Origin of the sequence: Micromonospora sp. NPDC047793, assembly GCF_040642635.1 — a bacterium.
Taxonomy (GTDB): domain Bacteria; phylum Actinomycetota; class Actinomycetes; order Mycobacteriales; family Micromonosporaceae; genus Micromonospora.
Window position 1 is genome coordinate 26,232 of sequence record NZ_JBEYSG010000022.1, and the last position, 18,496, is coordinate 44,727.

Sequence of the window (18,496 nt, forward strand, 5' to 3'; positions counted from 1 at the left end):
GGCGACGGGAATGAGTGAGCGCCGGGCGGCCACGGGGGAAGCCGCCCGGCGACGAAAAGAATGGTACACACGCGGGGGCGGCATCTGTCCACTGGCGATCGGCGATTCGCCTGGCGGGCAACGGCGTGGCGGAAATCGGTCGCTCCCACAGTCGGTACTCAGTCGGGCATGCGAGGCTTGGTGACGCACACGCCGCTACGACCGAGCACGCTGTGGAGGACCGGTGGCCCAGCCGACCACGCCCGACGCTCCGACGCCGAACGGGGCAACGCCCCCGGCGGTCTCGCCGCCGACCACTCCGGCCCAGGACGCCACGCTGCTGGAGCGGGCGCTGTTCGAGATCAAGCGGGTGATCGTCGGGCAGGACCGGATGGTCGAACGGATGTTCGTGGCGCTGTTGGCCCGGGGACACTGCCTGTTGGAGGGCGTACCCGGAGTGGCCAAGACGCTCGCGGTGGAGACGCTCGCCCGCGTGGTCGGCGGGTCGTTCGCCCGGGTGCAGTTCACCCCGGACCTGGTGCCGGCCGACATCATGGGCACCCGGATCTATCGGCAGTCCAGCGAGAAGTTCGACGTCGAGCTGGGGCCGGTGTTCGTCAACTTCCTGCTCGCCGACGAGATCAACCGGGCGCCGGCGAAGGTGCAGTCGGCGCTGCTGGAGGTGATGAGCGAGCGTCAGGTCTCGATCGGCGGCGAGACGCACCGGGTGCCCAACCCGTTCCTGGTGATGGCGACGCAGAACCCGATCGAGCAGGAGGGCGTCTACCCGCTGCCGGAGGCGCAGCGGGACCGGTTCCTCATGAAGATCGTGGTGGGCTATCCCACCGACGCCGAGGAGCGGGAGATCGTCTACCGGATGGGGGTGTCCCCGCCCGAACCCACCGCCGTCTTCGACACCGCCGACCTGATCGCCCTGCAACAGAAGGCGGACCAGGTCTTCGTGCACAACGCGTTGGTCGACTACGCGGTCCGGCTGGTGCTGGCCACGCGTACGCCGGCCGAGCACGGCATGCCCGACGTGGCGCAACTGATCCAGTACGGTGCCAGCCCACGGGCCTCGCTCGGGTTGGTCCGGGCGACCCGGGCGCTGGCGCTGCTGCGGGGCCGGGACTACGCCCTGCCGCAGGACGTGCAGGACATCGCGCCGGACATCCTGCGTCACCGCCTGGTGCTCAGCTACGACGCGCTCGCCGACGACGTGCCCGCCGACCACGTGGTGCACCGGGTGATGTCGACCATCCCGCTGCCGTCGGTCGCGCCCCGGCAGCAGGCCACGCCACCGGGTGCGGTGGCGCCGACCTCGGGGTGGCCCGGGCAGCGGCCGTGACCCCGAGCACCCCTCCATCCCAGCAGCCACCGAACGTGGCGGACAACCGCTCCGGCGCGGTGCTGTCCCGCTTGCAGCTGATGGTCACCCGGAAGCTGGACGGGCTGTTGCAGGGCGACTACGCCGGTCTGCTGCCCGGCCCGGGCAGCGAGGCGGGGGAGTCGCGGGAGTACCGGCCCGGTGACGACGTCCGGCGGATGGACTGGCCGGTGACCGCGCGGACCACCACGGCGCACGTGCGGCGTACGGTGGCCGACCGGGAGTTGGAGACGTGGCTGGCGGTGGACCTCTCGGCCAGCCTGGACTTCGGCACCGGCCGGTGGCTCAAACGGGACGTGGTGGTGGCCGCCGTGGCGGCGATCACGCACCTGACCGTGCGGGGCGGCAACCGGATCGGTGCGGTGGTGGGCAGCGGCGGTGAGCGTCCCGCCGCCCGGCGGGGCTGGCGGGCGACGCCCGAGCCGGCCGGGCCGGGGCGTCTGGTCCGGCTGCCCGCCCGGTCCGGGCGCAAGGAGGCACAGGGCATGCTGCGCGCCATCGCCGGCACCCCGATCCAGCCGGGTCGGGGCGATCTCGGTGCGCTGATCGACATGCTCAACCGCCCGCCGCGGCGACGCGGTGTCGCGGTGGTCGTCTCCGACTTCCTCGCCCCGCCGGCCCAGTGGGCCCGGCCGCTGCGCAAGCTGCGGGTACGCCACGACGTGCTGGCGATCGAGGTGGTCGACCCGCGTGAGCTGGAACTGCCGGACGTGGGGGTGTTGCCGGTGGTGGACCCGGAGACCGGGGAACTGCACGAGGTGCAGACCGCCGACCCGAGCCTGCGGCACCGCTACGCGGCGGCCGCCGCCGCCCAGCGGGCGGAGATCTCCGCCGCGATGCGCGCGGCCGGCGCCGCGCACCTGCGACTTCGTACGGACCGAGACTGGCTGCTGGACATGGTGCGTTTCGTGGCCGCCCAGCGGCACGCCCGCACCCGGGGGACGACACGATGATCCGACTGCTCCAACCGTGGTGGCTGCTGGCGGTGCTGCCGGTGCTGGCCCTCGCCGCGTTGTACGTGTGGCGGCAGTTCCGCCGCCGCGAGTACGCGATGCGGTTCACCAACGTCGACCTGCTGCGGACCGTGGCGCCGAAGGGGTTGGGCTGGCGTCGGCACGTACCCGCGACCGCGTTCCTGCTGGCCCTGCTGGTGCTGGCCGGTGCGCTGGCCCGTCCGGCGATGGACACCCGGGAGCCGCTGGAGCGGGCCACGATCATGCTGGCCATCGACGTGTCGCTGTCGATGCAGGCGGACGACGTGGCGCCCAGCCGGCTGGAGGCCGCGCAGGAGGCGGCCAAGCAGTTCGTCGGGGAACTGCCCGAGAGCTACAACGTCGGGCTGGTGTCGTTCGCGAAGTCGGCCAACGTGCTGGTGCCGCCGACCAAGGACCGCCCGGCGGTGACCAGTGCCATCGACGGGCTGGTGCTGGCCGAGGCGACCGCCACCGGTGAGGCGGTCTTCACCTGCCTGGAGGCGATCCGCTCGGTGCCGGCCGACGGTGCGGCGGGTATCCCGCCGGCCCGGATCGTGCTGCTCTCCGACGGCTTCCGCACGGCCGGTCGGTCGGTGGAGGAGGCGGCTGCGGCGGCGCAGGCGGCGAACGTACCGGTCTCCACCATCGCCTTCGGCACCGACACCGGGCACGTGGACATCGGTGGGCAGTTGCAGCGGGTGCCGGTGGACCGGATGGCGTTGGCCGAGTTGGCCGAGACGACCGAGGGCTACTTCTACGAGGCGGCCACGGTCACCGAGCTCAAGCAGGTGTACCAGGACATGGGCAGCTCGATCGGTTTCCGGACCGAGGCGCGGGAGATCACCCAGTGGTACGCCGGCATCGCCCTGTTGCTGGCGCTCTGCGCCGGGGCGTTCAGCCTGCTCTGGTCGTCCCGGATGCTCTGACCGGCGTGGTCGTGCGGTCGGGGCGCGTGGTCAGTGGGTGCTGCTGGCCAGCACGAAGAGCACGGCCACCCAGACGGCGGCGAGGGTGAAGCCCAGCGGGGCGACGTAACGGCTCATGGAACGCTCCGGGTGGCGACGGCGGTCCGGGCGGGGTGGACCGCGTGGGGGTGGATCGAGGAGGCGCACACGAAGTCGTGACCGAACGGCTTCCGGGCGCACCCGCGCGTTCCGTCGCCCCGGCGGGTGGGCCGGGCGGTGGCGCAGGGGGTGCGTGGGGAGCGGGGCCAGATCAGGCGGAGCGGTGCTCAGCGTGACTGGCGGTCGGCCCGGCCACGACTGGGAGGATCGCTATCTCGCACAGCGATCACCTCCTGCGGTCGGGGTCCGGACGAGCGGTGCCGCCGGGCGGCCCGCAAACGCGATGATCGTACACCCGTGGTGGCGTACCGGCCCACTCGGCCGACCGCACCGGCGGCCCGGCTCCGATCGGCGCGGATGGTGCCGGTGTCGGGCGGGGCGGGTTAGTGATTACCGTGCGGTAGCGCCTAGTCTCCAACCCGCAGCGATCTTCCGGAGAGGACCCACCGTGTCTCGAACTGTGCTGGTTACCGGCGGCAACCGCGGAATCGGTCTGGCCATCGCCCAGGCGTTCGCCAAGCAGGGCGACCGGGTGGCGATCACCCACCGGGGCAGCGGGGCGCCGGAGGGGCTGTTCGGTGTGCGGTGCGACATCACCGACGCCGAGTCGGTCGACGCCGCGTTCAGCGCGGTCGAGGCGGAGTTGGGGCCGGTGGAGGTGCTGGTCGCCAACGCCGGTATCACCGACGACACGCTGCTGCTGCGGATGTCCGAGGAGCAGTTCACCCGGGTGCTGGACACCAACCTGACCGGTGCGTACCGCTGCGCCAAGCGCGCCTCGGGGAAGATGCTGCGGGCCAAGTGGGGACGCATGATCTTCGTCTCCTCGGTGGTCGGCCTCTCCGGCGGCGCCGGGCAGGTCAACTACGCGGCCAGCAAGGCCGGCCTGGTCGGGGTGGCCCGCTCGATCACCCGGGAGTTGGGCACCCGGAACATCACCGCCAACGTCGTCGCGCCCGGCTTCATCGAGACCGACATGACCGCGGGACTGAGCGCGGACCGCAAGGCGGAGATCCTCAAGTCGATCCCGGCCGGTCGGATGGCCGCGCCGGACGAGGTCGCCGCGGTGGTCACCTGGCTGGCCGGCGACGGCGCCGGGTACGTCTCCGGCGCGGTCATCCCGGTCGACGGCGGCCTCGGCATGGGCCACTGACCCTGAGCACGGAGGAATGAGTAATGTCCGGACTGCTGGCCGGTAAGCGGCTGCTCGTCACCGGCGTCATCACCGACGCCTCCATCGCCTTCTCGGTGGCGAAGCTCGCCCAGGAGAACGGCGCGCAGGTCGTGCTCACCGGGTACGGCCGGCTCTCGCTGGTGCAGCGGATCGCCAAGCGGCTGCCGGAGCCGGCGCCCGTCATCGAGCTGGACGTGACCGACCCCGAACACCTGGCCGGGCTGGCCGACAAGGTCCGGGAGCACGTCGACGGGCTCGACGGCGTGGTGCACTCGATCGGGTTCGCCCCGCAGAGCTGCCTCGGCGGCGGCTTCCTCGACGCCTCCTGGGAGGACGTGGCGACCGCGCTGCACGTCTCCACGTACTCGTACAAGTCGCTCGCGACGGCGGCGCTGCCGCTGATGTCGCCGGGCGGCGCGGTGGTCGGCCTGACCTTCGACGCGACTCAGGCGTGGCCGGTCTACGACTGGATGGGCGTGGCCAAGGCCGGGCTGGAGTCCGCCTCCCGCTACCTCGCCCTGCACCTGGGCAAGCAGGGCATCCGCAGCAACCTGGTCGCCGCCGGGCCCCTGCGCACCATGGCCGCCAAGTCGATCCCCGGCTTCGAGCAGTTCGAGGACGCCTGGTCCGAGCGGGCCCCGCTGGGCTGGAACCTGGCCGACCAGGAACCGGCCGCGCGCGCCTGTCTGGCGCTGCTGTCCGACTGGTTCCCGGCCACCACGGGCGAGATCGTGCACGTCGACGGCGGCTATCACGCCATCGGTGCCTAGGCATGTAAGGCATGTAAGGAAGGGTCCCCTGCTACCGCCTGCGGTATAGCAGGGGACCCTTCCTAACGTCCGGGACCCGGCGGCGTTACCGCCGGCGACCCGGGGGCGTTGCCGGGGCGCCGCCGGCCACCGGCAAGAATGGGTCCATGGCGTACGACGCGGTGGTCCTGCTCTCCTTCGGTGGCCCGGAGGGGCCGGACGACGTGCTGCCCTTCCTCCAGAACGTGACCCGGGGCCGGGGCGTGCCGCCGGAGCGGCTGGCCGAGGTGGCCGAGCACTACCAGCACTTCGGTGGGGTCTCGCCGATCAACCAGCAGTGTCGGGACCTGCTCGCGGCGATCCGCGCGGACTTCGCCGCCCACGATCTCGACCTGCCGGTCTACTGGGGCAACCGGAACTGGCACCCGATGCTCGCCGACACCGTGGCGCAGATGCGCGACGACGGCGTACGGCGGGCGCTGGCGTTCGTCACCAGCGCCTACGGCGGGTACTCCTCCTGCCGGCAGTACCAGGAGGACGTCACCGCCGCCCGGGCGGCGGTCGGTGCCGACGCGCCGGTGATCGAGAAGCTGCGCCAGTTCTGGGACCATCCCGGTTTCGTCGAGCCGCACGTCGACGCGGTACGCGAGGCCCTGACCCGGCTCGACCCGGCGCGTCGGGACAGCACCCGGCTGGTCTTCACGGCCCACTCGGTGCCGACCTCGGCGGCCGACAGCGCCGGTCCGCACGGCGGCCGGTACACCGCCCAGCTCGCCGAGACGGCGCGGCTGGTGCACGCCGCAGCGGCCCCGGACCTGCCCTACGACCTGGTCTGGCAGAGCCGCTCCGGCCCGCCGCACGTGCCGTGGCTGGAGCCGGACGTCAACGACCACCTGACCGCCCTCGCCGAGCAGGGTGTGACCGGCGTGGTGGTCAGCCCGATCGGGTTCGTCTCGGACCACCTGGAGGTGGTGTGGGACCTGGACACCGAGGCGTTGGACACCGCCAAGCAGCTCGGCCTGGACTTCGTCCGGGCCGCCACCCCCGGCGTCGACCCGCGCTACGTGACCATGGTGCGGGAACTGGTCCGGGAGCGGATCGACCCGGACGGCGCGCAGATGCGCCGTCGCCTCGGCGAGCTGCCGATGTGGGACACCTGCCCCACGGTCTGCTGCGTCCCGCCGCGCCGTCCGTCCTGACCGCACCGACGGCCCGACACCCCAGGGATGATGACGACCATGCATGACCGTAAGCCCGTGCAGAGCTGGCTCACCGACATGGACGGTGTCCTGGTGCACGAGGGGCAGCCCGTGCCGGGCGCGCCGGAGTTCGTCAACCGGCTGCGTGCCTCCGGAAAGCCGTTCCTGGTGCTGACCAACAACTCGATCTACACCCCGCGCGATCTCCAGGCCCGGCTCGCCCGGATGGGGCTGGACGTGCCGGAGCAGGCGATCTGGTCGTCCGCCCTGGCCACCGCCCAGTTTCTGGCCGACCAGCGGCCGGGCGGCACCGCGTACGTGATCGGGGAGGCCGGGCTGACCACCGCCCTGCACGCGGTGGGCTACGTGCTCAGCGACTTCGCGCCCGACTACGTGGTGCTGGGGGAGACCCGTACCTACAGCTTCGAGGCGATCACCAAGGCGATCCGGTTGATCGACGACGGCGCGCGGTTCATCTGCACCAACCCCGATGCCACCGGCCCGTCGGTGGAGGGCGCGCTGCCGGCGGCCGGGTCGGTGGCCGCGATGATCTCGAAGGCGACCGGGGTGGAGCCGTACTTCGTCGGCAAGCCGAACCCGATGATGATGCGCTCGGCGTTGAACACGATCGACGCGCATTCGGAGAGCACCGCGATGATCGGCGACCGGATGGACACCGACATCCTCTGCGGCCTGGAGGCCGGGCTGGAGACGATCCTGGTGCTGACCGGGATCAGTACCCGCACCGAGGCGGAACGCTACCCGTACCGGCCGTCCCGGATCGTCGACTCGGTGGCCGACCTGATCGACGAGATCTGAGCCGGCGGGTCGGTCTCAGGGCCGCAGGGGAGCGTTGCAGGCGGCGACCAGGGCCTGCCGGCAGGCGGTGGTGAGCGGGCGCAGCGCGGCGTCGCGCTGCTGGGCCTCGTAGTTGTTGACCGCGCCGCCCGGTGCCGCGTGTCCGGCCAGTGCGAGCACCCGGTCGAGCACGGCGGCGCGGGCGAACAGCCGGCGGGAGCGTGGGTCGAATCCGGGCGGCAGGTCGGTGGTGCCGTCGGGGCGGCGCAGTGCCTCCAGGGCGCCGGCCAGTTCGGGGCGCCACTGGGCCACGTCGAGTCGGGTGAGCGCGGCGGTGGTGTCCGCCAGCGCGGCGGCCAGTTCCGCCTCGGCCTCGGCCGCGCCGGGGAGGGTGAGCGACGCCGCCGCGGCGTTGGGCGGCAGCGGGTAGACCCGCCAGAGCACCGTCTCGAAGGTGTCGCCGGAGCCGGACGTGTGCACGCGTACCTCGGGGATCAGGCCGAGCGTACCGGCGATCACCGCCTCGCCGACGACGAGCGCCGCACCGGCGAAGTCGCCGGGGCCGGGCAGCCCGCGTGGGTCGCCCGGGGCTGGCAGCACCAGCCGGATCTCGTCCGGCGAGAGCTTGGCCAGGGTGGGCAGGGCCTGCCGTAGCGGCACGTCCGTCCAGGTGCCGGGCGCGTCGGCGACGTGGTGCTCCTCGTCACCGGCGACCTCGTCGGCGACTTCGTCGAAGGGCACGAGCCCGGCGCGCCAGGCGCGCACCCAGGCAACGAACCGGCTCGACCGGCGCGGCGCGAGGATGGCCGCACCCGCAGCGGGGGTGGACATGCCGAAAGAGTACGTGCTGACGCCCACCCCTGTCTCGGCTGCCGCGCGCCCACCTCCTCGGCGCGCCGATCACGCGACCTCACCGCGTGATTTGTTGCCACACGCGGCTTTTGCAATGCATCGCACCCTGTGGCCCGGACGGCGTGGCGGCGAGTCGGTGGCGGCGCGGGCCGGACCGGCGGTTAGCGTGATCGGATGGGGCGGCGGTATGGCGACGACGTGTTGGCGGGGGACTGGCGGCGGCGGAAGGTGACCCCGGAGGTCGACGCCGAGCCGGATCTGGTGGTCGAGGACGCCGACTCGGGCTTCTGCGGCGCGGTGGTCGGCTTCGACTCCGGCGCGGTCGTGCTGGAGGACCGGCACGGCAAACGGCGCAACTTCCCGTTGCTGCCGGCCGCGTTCCTGCTCGACGGTCGTCCGGTGACCCTGCGTCGACCGACCCGCGCCCCGGTGCCGGCCGCGCGTCGGCGTACCGCGTCCGGCTCGGTGGCGGTGGACGGGGTTCGCGCCCGGGTCGCCCGCGCCAGCCGGATCTGGGTCGAGGGCGTCCACGACGCCGCGTTGGTGGAGCGGATCTGGGGCGACGACCTGCGGATCGAGGGCGTGGTGGTGGAGCCGCTGGAGGGCGTCGACGCACTCGACGACCGGGTACGGGAGTTCGGTCCCGGACCCGACCGTCGGCTCGGTGTCCTCGTCGACCACCTGGTGCCCGGCTCCAAGGAGAGCCGGATCGTGGCCCGGGTGAACTCCCCGCACGTGCTGGTCACCGGGCATCCCTACGTCGACGTGTGGCAGGCGGTGAAGCCGTCGGCGCTGGGCATCGCGGCGTGGCCGGTGGTGCCGCCGGGACGCCCGTGGAAGGAGGGTGTCTGCGCCGCGCTCGGCGTCGCCGAGCCGGCCGACATGTGGCGGCACATCCTGTCCCGGGTGGACACCTTCGCCGACGTGGAGACCCCCCTGATCAACGCCATGGAACGCCTGATCGACTTCGTCACCGAGTGAGCCGGCCCGCCCCCGTCACGGGACGTCGTCGGGCGTGCGGGTGAACAGGAACGTGGCGATGTCCAGCGCGGCCGGGTGGCCGGCGGGATCGCGGTGGACGCGCAGGATCTCCCCGATCTCCGCGCCGCTGTGCCCGCGCCAGCGGTCCGGGCCGTCCGGGCGGTAGCGGCTGACCCGGTCGCCGCGCAGGGTGCCCACCAGGTCGCCGGTGGTGTGGTCCCAGGTGACGTCGAGCGCGGTGCCCATCCACCACCAGCGGCCGGTCAGCGCCGCCACGTCGGCCGGGGGCGGGGCGTCGGCGGGTCGCCACGGCCGGGCCGGTGCCGGCTCGGCGTCGAGGACCCGGGTCAGCACCTGGACGCCGAGCGGACTGATGCCGCCGGTGCGGAAGCCGTACGAGTTGGCGAAGCCGACCAGACCGGTACGGCTGGACCGGTGCACCAGCAGCACGGCGATGTGACCGGGCATCGAGCCGCCGTGCCCGACGTAGACGCGTTCGCCCTGGCGGGTGAGTTGGATGCCCAGGCCGTAGCCGCCCCGCCAGGAGTCGAGGTCGCTGAGGAACACCGGGGCGCACATCTCGTCGAGGGTGTCCGGGGCCAGCACCACGGGGTCGGGGTCGGCGAGGAACGCCGCCCACCGGGACAGGTCGGCCACGGTCGACCAGAGTTGCCCGGCGGGGGCCATCGCCCCGGTGTCGGTGTGCGGCTCCTCGCGGAGCGTGTCGTGCCACGGGTGCACCACGTACCCGGGGGCGTACGGCGTGGTGGCGGCGTACGTGGTGCGGTGCATGCCCAGTGGCGCCAGGATCCGTTCCCGCACCAGCTGGGCCCACCCGGTGCCGGTGATCCGTTGCAGCGCGCCGCCGAGCAGTCCGAAGGCCAGGTTCGAGTAGTGGTGGGTGCGGTACGCCGGCAGCGCGATCTTGGGAGCGCCGAAGTCGGCCAGCAGGGTGTGCAGGTCGATGCCCTCGCTCCGCTCCCACCACGGCCCGTCCGGCTCGCGTTGCAGCCCGCCCGCGTGCCCCAGCAGTTGGCGCAGGGTGATCGGTCCGGCGGCTCCGGCCTCGGGCAGGTGCCGTCGCAGCGGATCGTCCAGCGCCAGCCGTCCGGCGTCGCGCTCCTGCATGATCAGCACGGCGGTCATGGTCTTGGTGATCGAGCCGATCCGGTACTGCAGGTCGGCGTCCGGCCGGGGATGGTCACCGGCGGCGGCCAGGTGCGCCAGTGTGCCGTCGCGCACCACGCCGACGACCAGCGACGGCACGTGGCCGGCGGACTGCGCGTCGGCCACCAGGGCGTCGACGTGCCGTACTGTTTCCGGACGCAGGGACACGAAGGCTCCTTCGAGGCGGTGATCGGGCGCCTCCGATCATGACAGTTCGATGACACGTGCATTGTCATGTCACGATCAGTACGTGGATGCCGTGCTGTGGATCGTGCTGGGTGTGGTACTAGCGGTCGCTGAGATCTTCACGGCGACCCTGTTCTTGATCATGTTTGCGGTCGGTGCGTTCGCCGCCGCAGGCGCCGCCGCGTTCGGAGCGCCGGTGGCGATACAGGCTGTCGTCTTCGCCGTGGTGTCGGCGTTGACCGTGCTCGCGGCGCGGCCGGTCATCCAGCGGCACAAGCAGACCGCGATGGAGACCGGCGAGACCGCCTTCGGGGTGGAGGCGATCGAGGGTTCGTCGGCCCTGGTGCTGGAGCAGGTCGACGCCGCACAGGGCATGGTGAAGATCGACGGCGAAGTGTGGAGCGCGCGGGCCTACGACGCCACGCAGGTTTTGGCACCCGGAGAACGGGTGCAGGTTATTCAGGTCAAGGGAGCGGTAGCCCTGGTCTGGCGGGACGTTGCGGCGCCCGGCGAGCTACCCGAAGCGGAGAGGTGAACGGATGGAACTAGTCATACCCGTCCTTTTGATAGCATTTGCCCTGATCTCGGTGATCACCCTGGCGAAGTCGGTGCGGATCGTGCCGCAGCAGCGTCAGGACGTGGTCGAGCGGCTCGGCCGGTACAAGCGGACGCTCAACCCCGGGCTGAACATCCTGGTGCCCTTCGTCGACGCGGTGCGGACGAAGGTGGACATGCGCGAGCAGGTGGTCAGCTTCCCGCCGCAGCCCGTGATCACCTCGGACAACCTGGTCGTCTCGATCGACACCGTGCTCTACTTCAAGGTCGTCGACTCGGTCCGGGCCACCTACGAGATCTCCAACTTCCTTCAGGCGATCGAGCAGCTCACCGTCACCACGCTGCGGAACGTGATCGGTTCGCTCGACCTGGAGCGCGCGCTGACCAGCCGTGAGGAAATCAACCGGCACCTCTCCGGGGTGCTGGACGAGACCACCGGCCGGTGGGGCATCAAGGTGACCCGGGTCGAGATCAAGGCGATCGAGCCGCCGCCGAGCATCCGCGACTCCATGGAGAAGCAGATGCGCGCCGAGCGGGACCGCCGTGCCGCGATCCTGAACGCCGAGGGTCACAAGCAGTCGCAGATCCTCTCGGCCGAGGGTGAGAAGCAGGCCGCGGTGCTGCGCGCCGACGGTGACCGGCAGGCCCGCATCCTGCAGGCCGAAGGTCAGGCCAAGGCGGTCCGGACGGTGTTCGACGCCATCCACCAGGCCAACCCGAGCCAGAAGGTGCTGGCCTACCAGTACCTCCAGGCCCTGCCGCAGATCGCCAACGGCACGGCCAACAAGGTGTGGATCGTGCCGGCCGAACTGACCAAGGCCCTGGAGGGCATGGGCGGCGCGCTCGGCGGGCTGAACCAGATGGTCGGCGACGCCCCCACCCAGCAGGCGTCCGCCGACGCCAGCGCGGTGGAGCGGGAGGCGGCCGAGGCCGCGCAGGCCGCCGCCCGGGCGGCCCAGGAGATCCACAACGAGGTACGCGTCGCCGAGGCGCAGGCCACCGGCGGCAAGGAGCCGCAGGGTCTGCCCGCACCCGAGCCGGTCTCCCCGGGGAGTCTGCTGAACGACCCGGCCGACCAGCGCGAGCGAGGCTGATCCGAGGTCGGTCCGGGCCGGGGTGACCCGGTCCGGACCGGCGTCCGGACAAATGCGAGAAACGCTCATGAGGCGCTCCGGTGCCTGCCACCATCGGTCCTAGGCGGGTGGTGACCAGGCATCGGGGCGCCTCGGCGTGTCCCGGCACCGCTCGTGGATGAGCGAGGTGACCGATGGATCCGCTGAAACGGTTGTGGTCCCCGCCGGACGTACCCGGGGCACACGACCCCGCCGGGCCGCTCGGCACCCGACGGACCGGTGGGGGCTTCGGCGTCCTGCCCTTCGTCGACGATCCGGGACCACCCGGACCGGCCACCAACGCGAGTTGGGCGTGGTCGCTGCGCCGCCTCGCCCGCGCCGCGGTCTGGCTGCTGCCCGCGTACGCGATCCTCTACGGCGCGGTGGCCATGGCCAGCGACGGCGGGGTGGGCAACGACCCATACCCGGCCGACGGCCGCGCGGTGTACCTGATCGGCTGGGTCGCCGCGATCTGGCTCGGGCTGCTGGCCCTGCTCGGCCTGGCCGGCCTGCTCGCGGCCACCCGCAGTCGCCGCAGCGCCGTGGCCGGCCTGTTGGTCAGCATCGCCGGCACGGTGCTGATGCTGCCCTTCGCCGGGTTCGCCGAGGACACTCCGGTCTTCGGTGCGACCGCCCGGTCGCTGGTGCTGGTCGGCGCGACCTTCTACAGCGTCGGTTGGCTGCTCACCGGATGGGCGGTGGCGCGGTCGGGGATGTTCAGCATGGGCGACGGCACGATGCTGATGATCGCCAGCCCGCTGCTCGGCCTCGGCGGGGCACTGATCGGCTCCCTGCAGACCTTCGGGGCGATCTTCGTGCTGATCGCCGGCATCGGCATCGCCTACCGTTCCGGCCGGCTGCTGCCCCGGGAGATCCTGCGCGACGCCACCAGCGCCAGCGTCGCGACGGCAGGTCCGACCGGTGTGGGCCCGGCGGGCCCCGGCGGCCCCGGCCCGCTGGGCACGGCATGACCCCCGCCGGATGTAAGGAAGGGACCCTTCCTATACACGAGGCGTTAGTAGGGGGCCCTTCCTTGCGCCGGTCGTCTGCGTCGGGTGTCCGGTACGTCCGCATTTCTTCTGTCCAGTGGTGCTGGCCAGCGCAAAGACCGCTGGCATCTGGCCGTGAATTGGCTGACAACTGGGCCGATTCGGTGGTCGGAACGTGGCATTCGCGGCAATCCTGGTGACCATGGCCACCCCTACGCCACTGTCGCGACTGTTCACCGTCCTGCTGGCCGGCGGGCTCGTCGGCCTCGTCGTGGCGGGCCTCATGCTGCCGGTGAACCTGGTGTTCGGGCTGACCGCCAAGGCGGCACTGGGCAGCTACGCCGAACTGCCGGACGTGCTGCGGACCCCGGCCACCCCGCAGCGCTCCTACCTCTACGCCAACGACGGCAAGACGCTGATCACCACGTTCTACGACGTCAACCGGACGGACGTGACGCTGGACGAGATCGCGCCGGTGATGCGGCAGGCGATCGTGGCCGCCGAGGACCGGCGCTTCTATGACCACAGCGGGGTGGACCTGCGCGGCATGGCGCGCGCCCTGGTCACCAACGTCACCGAGGGCGGCACCGAGCAGGGTGGCTCGACGTTGACCATGCAGTACGTACGCAACGTGCTCAAGACCGACTCGACCCGCACCAGCGAGGAACAGGCCGCGGCCACCGAGCAGACCGTCGGGCGCAAGCTCCAGGAGATCCGGTACGCCAACGCGTTGGAACAGCGCCTCGGCAAGGACGAGATCCTCACCCGCTACCTGAACATCGCGTACTTCGGTTCCGGTGCGTACGGGATCGCCGCCGCCAGTGAGCGCTACTTCTCCAAGGTGCCGGCGGACCTGACCCTCGACGAGGCGGCACTGCTGGCCGGTCTGGTGCAGGCGCCCGAGGCGTACAGCCCGATCGACGGCGACGCCGGCGCGGCGCTGGCCCGGCGCGCGTACGTGCTGGACTCCATGGTCGCGACCGCCGCGATCACCGCGGAGCAGGCCACCGACGCCAAGGCCGAGGAGTTGGACCTGGACCCCAGCGAGCAGGCCAACGGCTGTGCGGCCACCGCCGGTGGTCGGGACGGCTGGGGCTTCTTCTGCGACTACCTGCGCCGGTGGTGGATGGAGCAGCCGCAGTTCGGCGAAACCCCCGCCGAGCGCGAGCAGGCGTTGCGCCGGGGCGGCTACACGGTGGTCACCTCGCTGGACCCGGAGATCCAGGCCACCGCGCAGGAGGAGGCCACCAGCGTGTACGGGTACGGCAATCCGCGCGCCCTGCCGATCGCGGCGGTCGAGCCCGGCACCGGCCGGGTGCTCGCCATGGCGGTCAACCGCCACTACAGCCTCGCGGAGAACCCGGACGGGCAGGCCAACTACCCGAACACGGTGAACCCGCTGATCTCCGGTGGACCTGGCGTGACCGGCTACCAGGGCGGCTCGACGTTCAAGCTGTTCACCATGCTCGCCGCGCTGGAGTCCGGCCGGACGCTGTCCACCGGGTACGACGCGCCGAGCCGGCTGCCCACCCGGTACCCCGGGGAGGGGGACAGCAGTTGCGACGGCCGGTGGTGCCCGGCCAACGCCAATCCGGCCTGGATGGACGGGTACCGGATGATGTGGGACGGCTTCGGCCGCTCCGTGAACACGTACTTCGTCTGGTTGGCCGAGCAGGTCGGGCCGGACAAGGTGGTGGAGATGGCGCAGCGCCTGGGCATCACGTTCCGCGCCGAGGCGGACGCGACCTTCGCCGACCAGCGTGCCGCCGACTGGGGCGCGTTCACCCTGGGGGTGTCCGCCACCACCCCGCTCGACGTGGCCAACGCGTACGCGACGGTGGCGGCGGAGGGGACGTACTGCGCCCCTCTGCCGGTGGTGTCGGTGACCGGCCCGGACGGTGCGCGACTGCCGGTGGGTGACCCCTCCTGCCGGCAGGTGCTCGACGCCGACGTGGCCCGGGCCGCCACGGACGCGGCCCGCTGCCCGGTGGGCCAGCAGTCCGCGTTCGGGCAGTGCAACGGCGGTACCGCCACGGCGGTGAACGGGATCCTGGACGGTCGCCCGGTGGCCGGTAAGACCGGCAGCTCCGACGGTGCCGCCACGGAGAGCTTCGTCGCGTTCACCCCGCAGGTCGCGGTCGCCGGCATCGCGGCGAACCCGGACGACCCGAACGACTCGGTCGGTGCCACCGTGCAGCCCCGGGTGATCTCCGGGGTGGCCCGGATCATCGCCACGGCGGTCGACGGCGAGCCCGAGCAGGCGTTCACCGCGCCCAGCCGGGAGCTGGTGGGTACGCCGCGCCGGCCGGTCGAGCGGGATCCGGGCGTCGACCGCCGGACCGGCGACAATCCGCTGTCCGAGCTGCGTCGCTGGTTCCAGGGCCGAGGCTGATCTCCGCTGCATCTCGCGCGGGGCGTGCCGGCGCACGGTAGTTAAGTTAGGAAGGGTCCCCTGCTATACGCGAGGCGATAGCAGGGGACCCTTCCTTGCGCGCAGGCTCAGCGGCGCGGGCGGTACGTGCTGACGACGCTGGGCAGGCCGCGGCGGATGATGCCCGCCCAGTCGGTGTCGCCGCGCAGCATCGCGGCGGCGGTCTTGCGGGCCTGCTCGGTGGTGAAGTGCGGCGGCATCATCAGTTCGGCCGGGTCCACCAGGGCGTTGATCACCGTCGGACGGTCGGCGCGCAGCGCCCGGTCCCACGCCTGCGACACCTGGTCGGGGTGGTCGACGAGTTCGCCGCGCAACCCCAGCACCTCGCCCCACTGGTGGTAGGCGATGTCGGGCAGTTGCTGGCTGTCCGGGAACATCGGGGTGCCCTCGGTGGAGCGCTGCTCCCAGCTGACGAACGCCAGGTCCCGGTTGTTGAGGACCAGCACCACGAAGCGCGGGTCGGCCCAGCCGCGCCAGTACTTGGCCACGGTGATCAGCTCGTTGACGCCGTTCATCTGCATCGCGCCGTCACCGATCAGGGCGATCAGCGGACGGTCCGGGTGGGCGAACTTCGCCGCCAGGGCGTACGGCATCGCGCCGCCCATGGAGAGCAGGGTGCCGGAGAGGCTGGCCAGCATCCCGGGCCGGACCTGGAGGTGGCGGGCGTACCAGGCGGTGGCGGTGCCGCAGTCGACGGCGAGCATGACGTCGTCCGGCAGCCGGTCACTGAGGCTGGCGAAGAGCATCTGCGGGTTGACCGGGTCGGCCTGCTGCGCGGCCAGGTCCCGCTGGGCCTGTCGCCAGGCGGCGGTGGCGCCGGCGATGCTCTGCCGCCAGCGGGTCGGTCCCGGTCCCGGCCCGAGTTCGCGCAGCAGGGCCCGCAGGGTGGGTGCGGCGTCGCCGGTCAGGTTCACCTCGGTCGGGTAGCGCAGGCCGAGCTGGGTGCCGTCGATGTCGATCTGCACCGCGCGGGCCTGCCCGGGGGCCGGATAGAACTCCGAGTACGGCATGTTGCTGCCCACGATCAGCAGCCGGTCGCACTCCTTCATCAGCTGCCAGCTCGGGCGGGTGCCGAGCAGGCCGATGGCGCCGGTGACCCAGGGTTCCCGGTGGTCGACCGTGGTGAACCCGAGCAGCGCGGTGGCCACCCCGGCACCGAGCCGGTGGGCGATCTCGCGGACCTCGTTCTCGGCGCCGAGGGCGCCCTGCCCGACCAGCATGGCCACCCGCTCGCCGCTGCCCAGCACCTCGGCGGCGTGCCGGACGTCGGCCTCCGGCGGCACGGTCGGGCTGCTGCTCGGCACGCTGCTGGTGTGGTAGTAGCCGTGCGCGTGCGGCGGGTCGGGGACGGCGGCGAGGTCCTGCACGTCGAGCGGCAGCACCAGCGCGGTGACGGTACGCCGGGCCAGCGCGGTCCGGCAGGCCCGGTCGACCAGGTGGCGTACCTGGGAGGGGTGGTCGAGTTGGGCGAGGAAGGCCGCCGCGACGTCCTTGTAGAGCGCGAGCAGGTCCACTTCCTGGTAGTAGCCGCCGCCCTCGGCGGTGGTGGCGGTGTGCCCGACCAGCGCCACCACCGGCTGGTGGTCCAGCTTGGCGTCGTAGAGACCGTTGAGGGCGTGGATGGCACCCGGACCGCTGGTGACCAGCACGCAGCCGATCGGCCCGCCGCCGTACTTGACGTGGGCGGACGCGGCGAAGCCGGCGGTCTCCTCGTGGCGTACCTGGACGAACTGCGCCTGCTCGTCGGTGCGTTGCAGGGCGGAGGTCATGCCGTTGATGCCGTCACCGGGGAAGCCGAAGTACCGCCGCACCCCCCAGCAGGCGAGCCGCTGCACGATGTGGTCGGCGACGGTGGCGTCCCGGGGTAGTGGCCACGGGTCCGCCGGTACGAGGGTGTGGTCTGCGCTCACCTGGTCCGCCTTTCCGGTCGGGCTCACCCCGCGAAGGGTGGGCCCGGCTTTCCCCGGCTTTCCAGGACAAAACCATGCATTCCTCGGGTACGCCGTCGAGGCGCCCGGCCGACCTACCCGGCTCTCGGGGGGCGGTAGGGGCCGTGCGCCGGGGACGTCCGCCGGCAGTGCTCAGCGTTGGCTGACGATGACCCGGGCGGGGCCGTGGTGGCCGAGGGCGACGCTCACCGCGTCGGCGGCCTCGATCACCGCGGTCGCCAGGGCGGCCTCCCGGGCGGCCAGGTTGATCGCGGAGAGCGGGCCGGAGATGGAGAGCGCGGCCACGATCTCGCCGGAGGCGTTGCGGATGGGCGCGGCGAGGCAGGCCCGACCGAGGGCGAGTTCCTCCTCCTCGGTCGAGTAGCCGCGCGACCCGCTCGTGGCCAGTTCGGCGTCGAGGCGGTCGTGGTCGGTGATGGTGCGGTGGGTGAACCCGACCAGGTTCTCGCCCAGCAGCGCCCGCCGCTGTGCCGGGTCGACGCCGAGCAGTAGTGCCTTGCCCAGGCCGGTGGCGTGCAGCGGGATCGACTGACCGATCAGCGAGAACGCCCGGGGTGCCGAGCGACCCTCGAAGTTGCCCAGGTAGAAGCCCTGGTCGTCGCGACGGATCGCGAGGTTGACGCCGAGACCGTGCTCGGCGGCGAGGTTCTGGGCGGTCTGGCGGGCGGCGCGGTAGACGGGGGACTGGTTGAGGGCCACACCGCCGAGGGTCACCGTCTTCGGACCCAACCGATAGAGGTTGGAGATCGGGTCGCGTTCCACCAGGCCGAGGGATTCCAGGGTGCTCAGCAGCCGGGACGCGGTGGAGACACCGAGCCCGGCCTGCCGCGCCACGTCGGTGACCCGCAACTCGGGGCGCCCGAGCAGGAAGGCGTCGAGGATCGCCACTGCTCGCAGGATGCTCTGATTCGATCCGTTGTCGGAAGTCACGTGCGTCCTCTGATATCGGG

At 72.2% G+C, this 18,496-nt stretch carries 17 protein-coding genes; 12 read left to right on the plus strand and 5 right to left on the minus strand.

Going from position 1 to position 18,496, the window contains the following annotated elements; translation table 11 throughout:
* The first annotated feature begins 223 nt into the window (after window positions 1-223).
* The 3 genes from ABZ738_RS28970 to ABZ738_RS28980 are packed head-to-tail and all read left to right on the plus strand — an operon-like array spanning window position 224 to window position 3,266.
* Window positions 224-1,327, plus strand: a complete 1,104-nt coding sequence (locus ABZ738_RS28970) for a MoxR family ATPase (RefSeq protein ID WP_131057174.1) — start codon at window positions 224-226, stop codon at window positions 1,325-1,327.
* Complete coding sequence (locus ABZ738_RS28975) at window positions 1,306-2,319, plus strand: DUF58 domain-containing protein (RefSeq protein ID WP_357218365.1); 1,014 nt, start codon at window positions 1,306-1,308, stop codon at window positions 2,317-2,319. The genes ABZ738_RS28970 and ABZ738_RS28975 overlap by 22 nt, the downstream gene beginning before the upstream one ends.
* Entirely contained in the window at window positions 2,316-3,266 is a 951-nt protein-coding gene (locus ABZ738_RS28980) for a VWA domain-containing protein (RefSeq protein ID WP_131054927.1), read from the plus strand. Before ABZ738_RS28975 ends, ABZ738_RS28980 begins: the two co-directional genes overlap by 4 nt.
* Window positions 3,267-3,296: 30 nt before the next feature.
* On the opposite strand, the gene ABZ738_RS28985 is transcribed toward ABZ738_RS28980, so the two are convergent.
* Window positions 3,297-3,452 (minus strand): hypothetical protein, encoded by a 156-nt coding sequence (locus tag ABZ738_RS28985; RefSeq protein ID WP_161595013.1) that lies wholly within the window; start codon window positions 3,450-3,452, stop codon window positions 3,297-3,299.
* Between the two features lie 400 nt (window positions 3,453-3,852).
* Between ABZ738_RS28985 and fabG the strand changes: the two genes are divergently transcribed.
* From fabG to ABZ738_RS29005, 4 genes are all read left to right on the plus strand, one after another.
* A complete protein-coding gene (gene fabG / locus ABZ738_RS28990) occupies window positions 3,853-4,557 on the plus strand; it encodes a 3-oxoacyl-ACP reductase FabG (RefSeq protein WP_357218369.1) in 705 nt (234 codons plus the stop codon).
* Window positions 4,558-4,580: 23 nt separating this feature from the next.
* Window positions 4,581-5,348: an enoyl-ACP reductase FabI gene (fabI, locus tag ABZ738_RS28995; RefSeq protein ID WP_357218372.1), complete on the plus strand. Its 768-nt coding sequence runs from the start codon at window positions 4,581-4,583 to the stop codon at window positions 5,346-5,348.
* A gap of 146 nt (window positions 5,349-5,494) precedes the next feature.
* The gene (locus tag ABZ738_RS29000) at window positions 5,495-6,526 is read left to right on the plus strand and encodes a ferrochelatase (protein WP_176094603.1); all 1,032 of its coding nucleotides are present in this window, start codon (window positions 5,495-5,497) and stop codon (window positions 6,524-6,526) included.
* Window positions 6,527-6,565: 39 nt separating this feature from the next.
* On the plus strand, window positions 6,566-7,345 hold the full coding sequence (locus ABZ738_RS29005) for an HAD-IIA family hydrolase (RefSeq protein WP_131054931.1): 780 nt from the start codon (window positions 6,566-6,568) through the stop codon (window positions 7,343-7,345).
* A 15-nt stretch (window positions 7,346-7,360) separates the two neighbouring features.
* Here the strand turns inward: ABZ738_RS29005 and ABZ738_RS29010 are convergent, their stop codons facing one another.
* The gene (locus tag ABZ738_RS29010; RefSeq protein ID WP_131054932.1) at window positions 7,361-8,155 is read right to left on the minus strand and encodes a hypothetical protein; all 795 of its coding nucleotides are present in this window, start codon (window positions 8,153-8,155) and stop codon (window positions 7,361-7,363) included.
* 195 nt (window positions 8,156-8,350) lie between these two features.
* Between ABZ738_RS29010 and ABZ738_RS29015 the strand changes: the two genes are divergently transcribed.
* The gene (locus tag ABZ738_RS29015) at window positions 8,351-9,157 is read left to right on the plus strand and encodes a DUF3097 domain-containing protein (protein WP_131054933.1); all 807 of its coding nucleotides are present in this window, start codon (window positions 8,351-8,353) and stop codon (window positions 9,155-9,157) included.
* Window positions 9,158-9,172: 15 nt separating this feature from the next.
* Here the strand turns inward: ABZ738_RS29015 and ABZ738_RS29020 are convergent, their stop codons facing one another.
* Window positions 9,173-10,492 (minus strand): serine hydrolase domain-containing protein, encoded by a 1,320-nt coding sequence (locus tag ABZ738_RS29020; protein ID WP_357218381.1) that lies wholly within the window; start codon window positions 10,490-10,492, stop codon window positions 9,173-9,175.
* Window positions 10,493-10,574: 82 nt separating this feature from the next.
* Here ABZ738_RS29020 and ABZ738_RS29025 point away from each other — a divergent pair, with 82 nt between their 5' ends.
* The 4 genes from ABZ738_RS29025 (at window position 10,575) to ABZ738_RS29040 (ending at window position 15,558) form a co-directional block, all read left to right on the plus strand.
* Window positions 10,575-11,045, plus strand: coding sequence for an NfeD family protein (locus tag ABZ738_RS29025; protein ID WP_131057656.1), 471 nt, complete (start codon window positions 10,575-10,577; stop codon window positions 11,043-11,045).
* Window positions 11,046-11,049: 4 nt separating this feature from the next.
* Window positions 11,050-12,159 (plus strand): SPFH domain-containing protein, encoded by a 1,110-nt coding sequence (locus ABZ738_RS29030; RefSeq protein WP_357218385.1) that lies wholly within the window; start codon window positions 11,050-11,052, stop codon window positions 12,157-12,159.
* A gap of 173 nt (window positions 12,160-12,332) precedes the next feature.
* Window positions 12,333-13,148, plus strand: a complete 816-nt coding sequence (locus tag ABZ738_RS29035; RefSeq protein ID WP_131054794.1) for a hypothetical protein — start codon at window positions 12,333-12,335, stop codon at window positions 13,146-13,148.
* A gap of 220 nt (window positions 13,149-13,368) precedes the next feature.
* Complete coding sequence (locus ABZ738_RS29040) at window positions 13,369-15,558, plus strand: transglycosylase domain-containing protein (RefSeq protein ID WP_131054799.1); 2,190 nt, start codon at window positions 13,369-13,371, stop codon at window positions 15,556-15,558.
* Window positions 15,559-15,665: 107 nt separating this feature from the next.
* On the opposite strand, the gene ABZ738_RS29045 is transcribed toward ABZ738_RS29040, so the two are convergent.
* Together ABZ738_RS29045 and ABZ738_RS29050 are read right to left on the minus strand one after the other, a co-directional pair.
* Complete coding sequence (locus ABZ738_RS29045) at window positions 15,666-17,507, minus strand: thiamine pyrophosphate-requiring protein (protein ID WP_131054795.1); 1,842 nt, start codon at window positions 17,505-17,507, stop codon at window positions 15,666-15,668.
* 171 nt (window positions 17,508-17,678) lie between these two features.
* A complete protein-coding gene (locus ABZ738_RS29050) occupies window positions 17,679-18,476 on the minus strand; it encodes an IclR family transcriptional regulator (protein WP_357218390.1) in 798 nt (265 codons plus the stop codon).
* Window positions 18,477-18,496 lie beyond the last annotated feature (20 nt).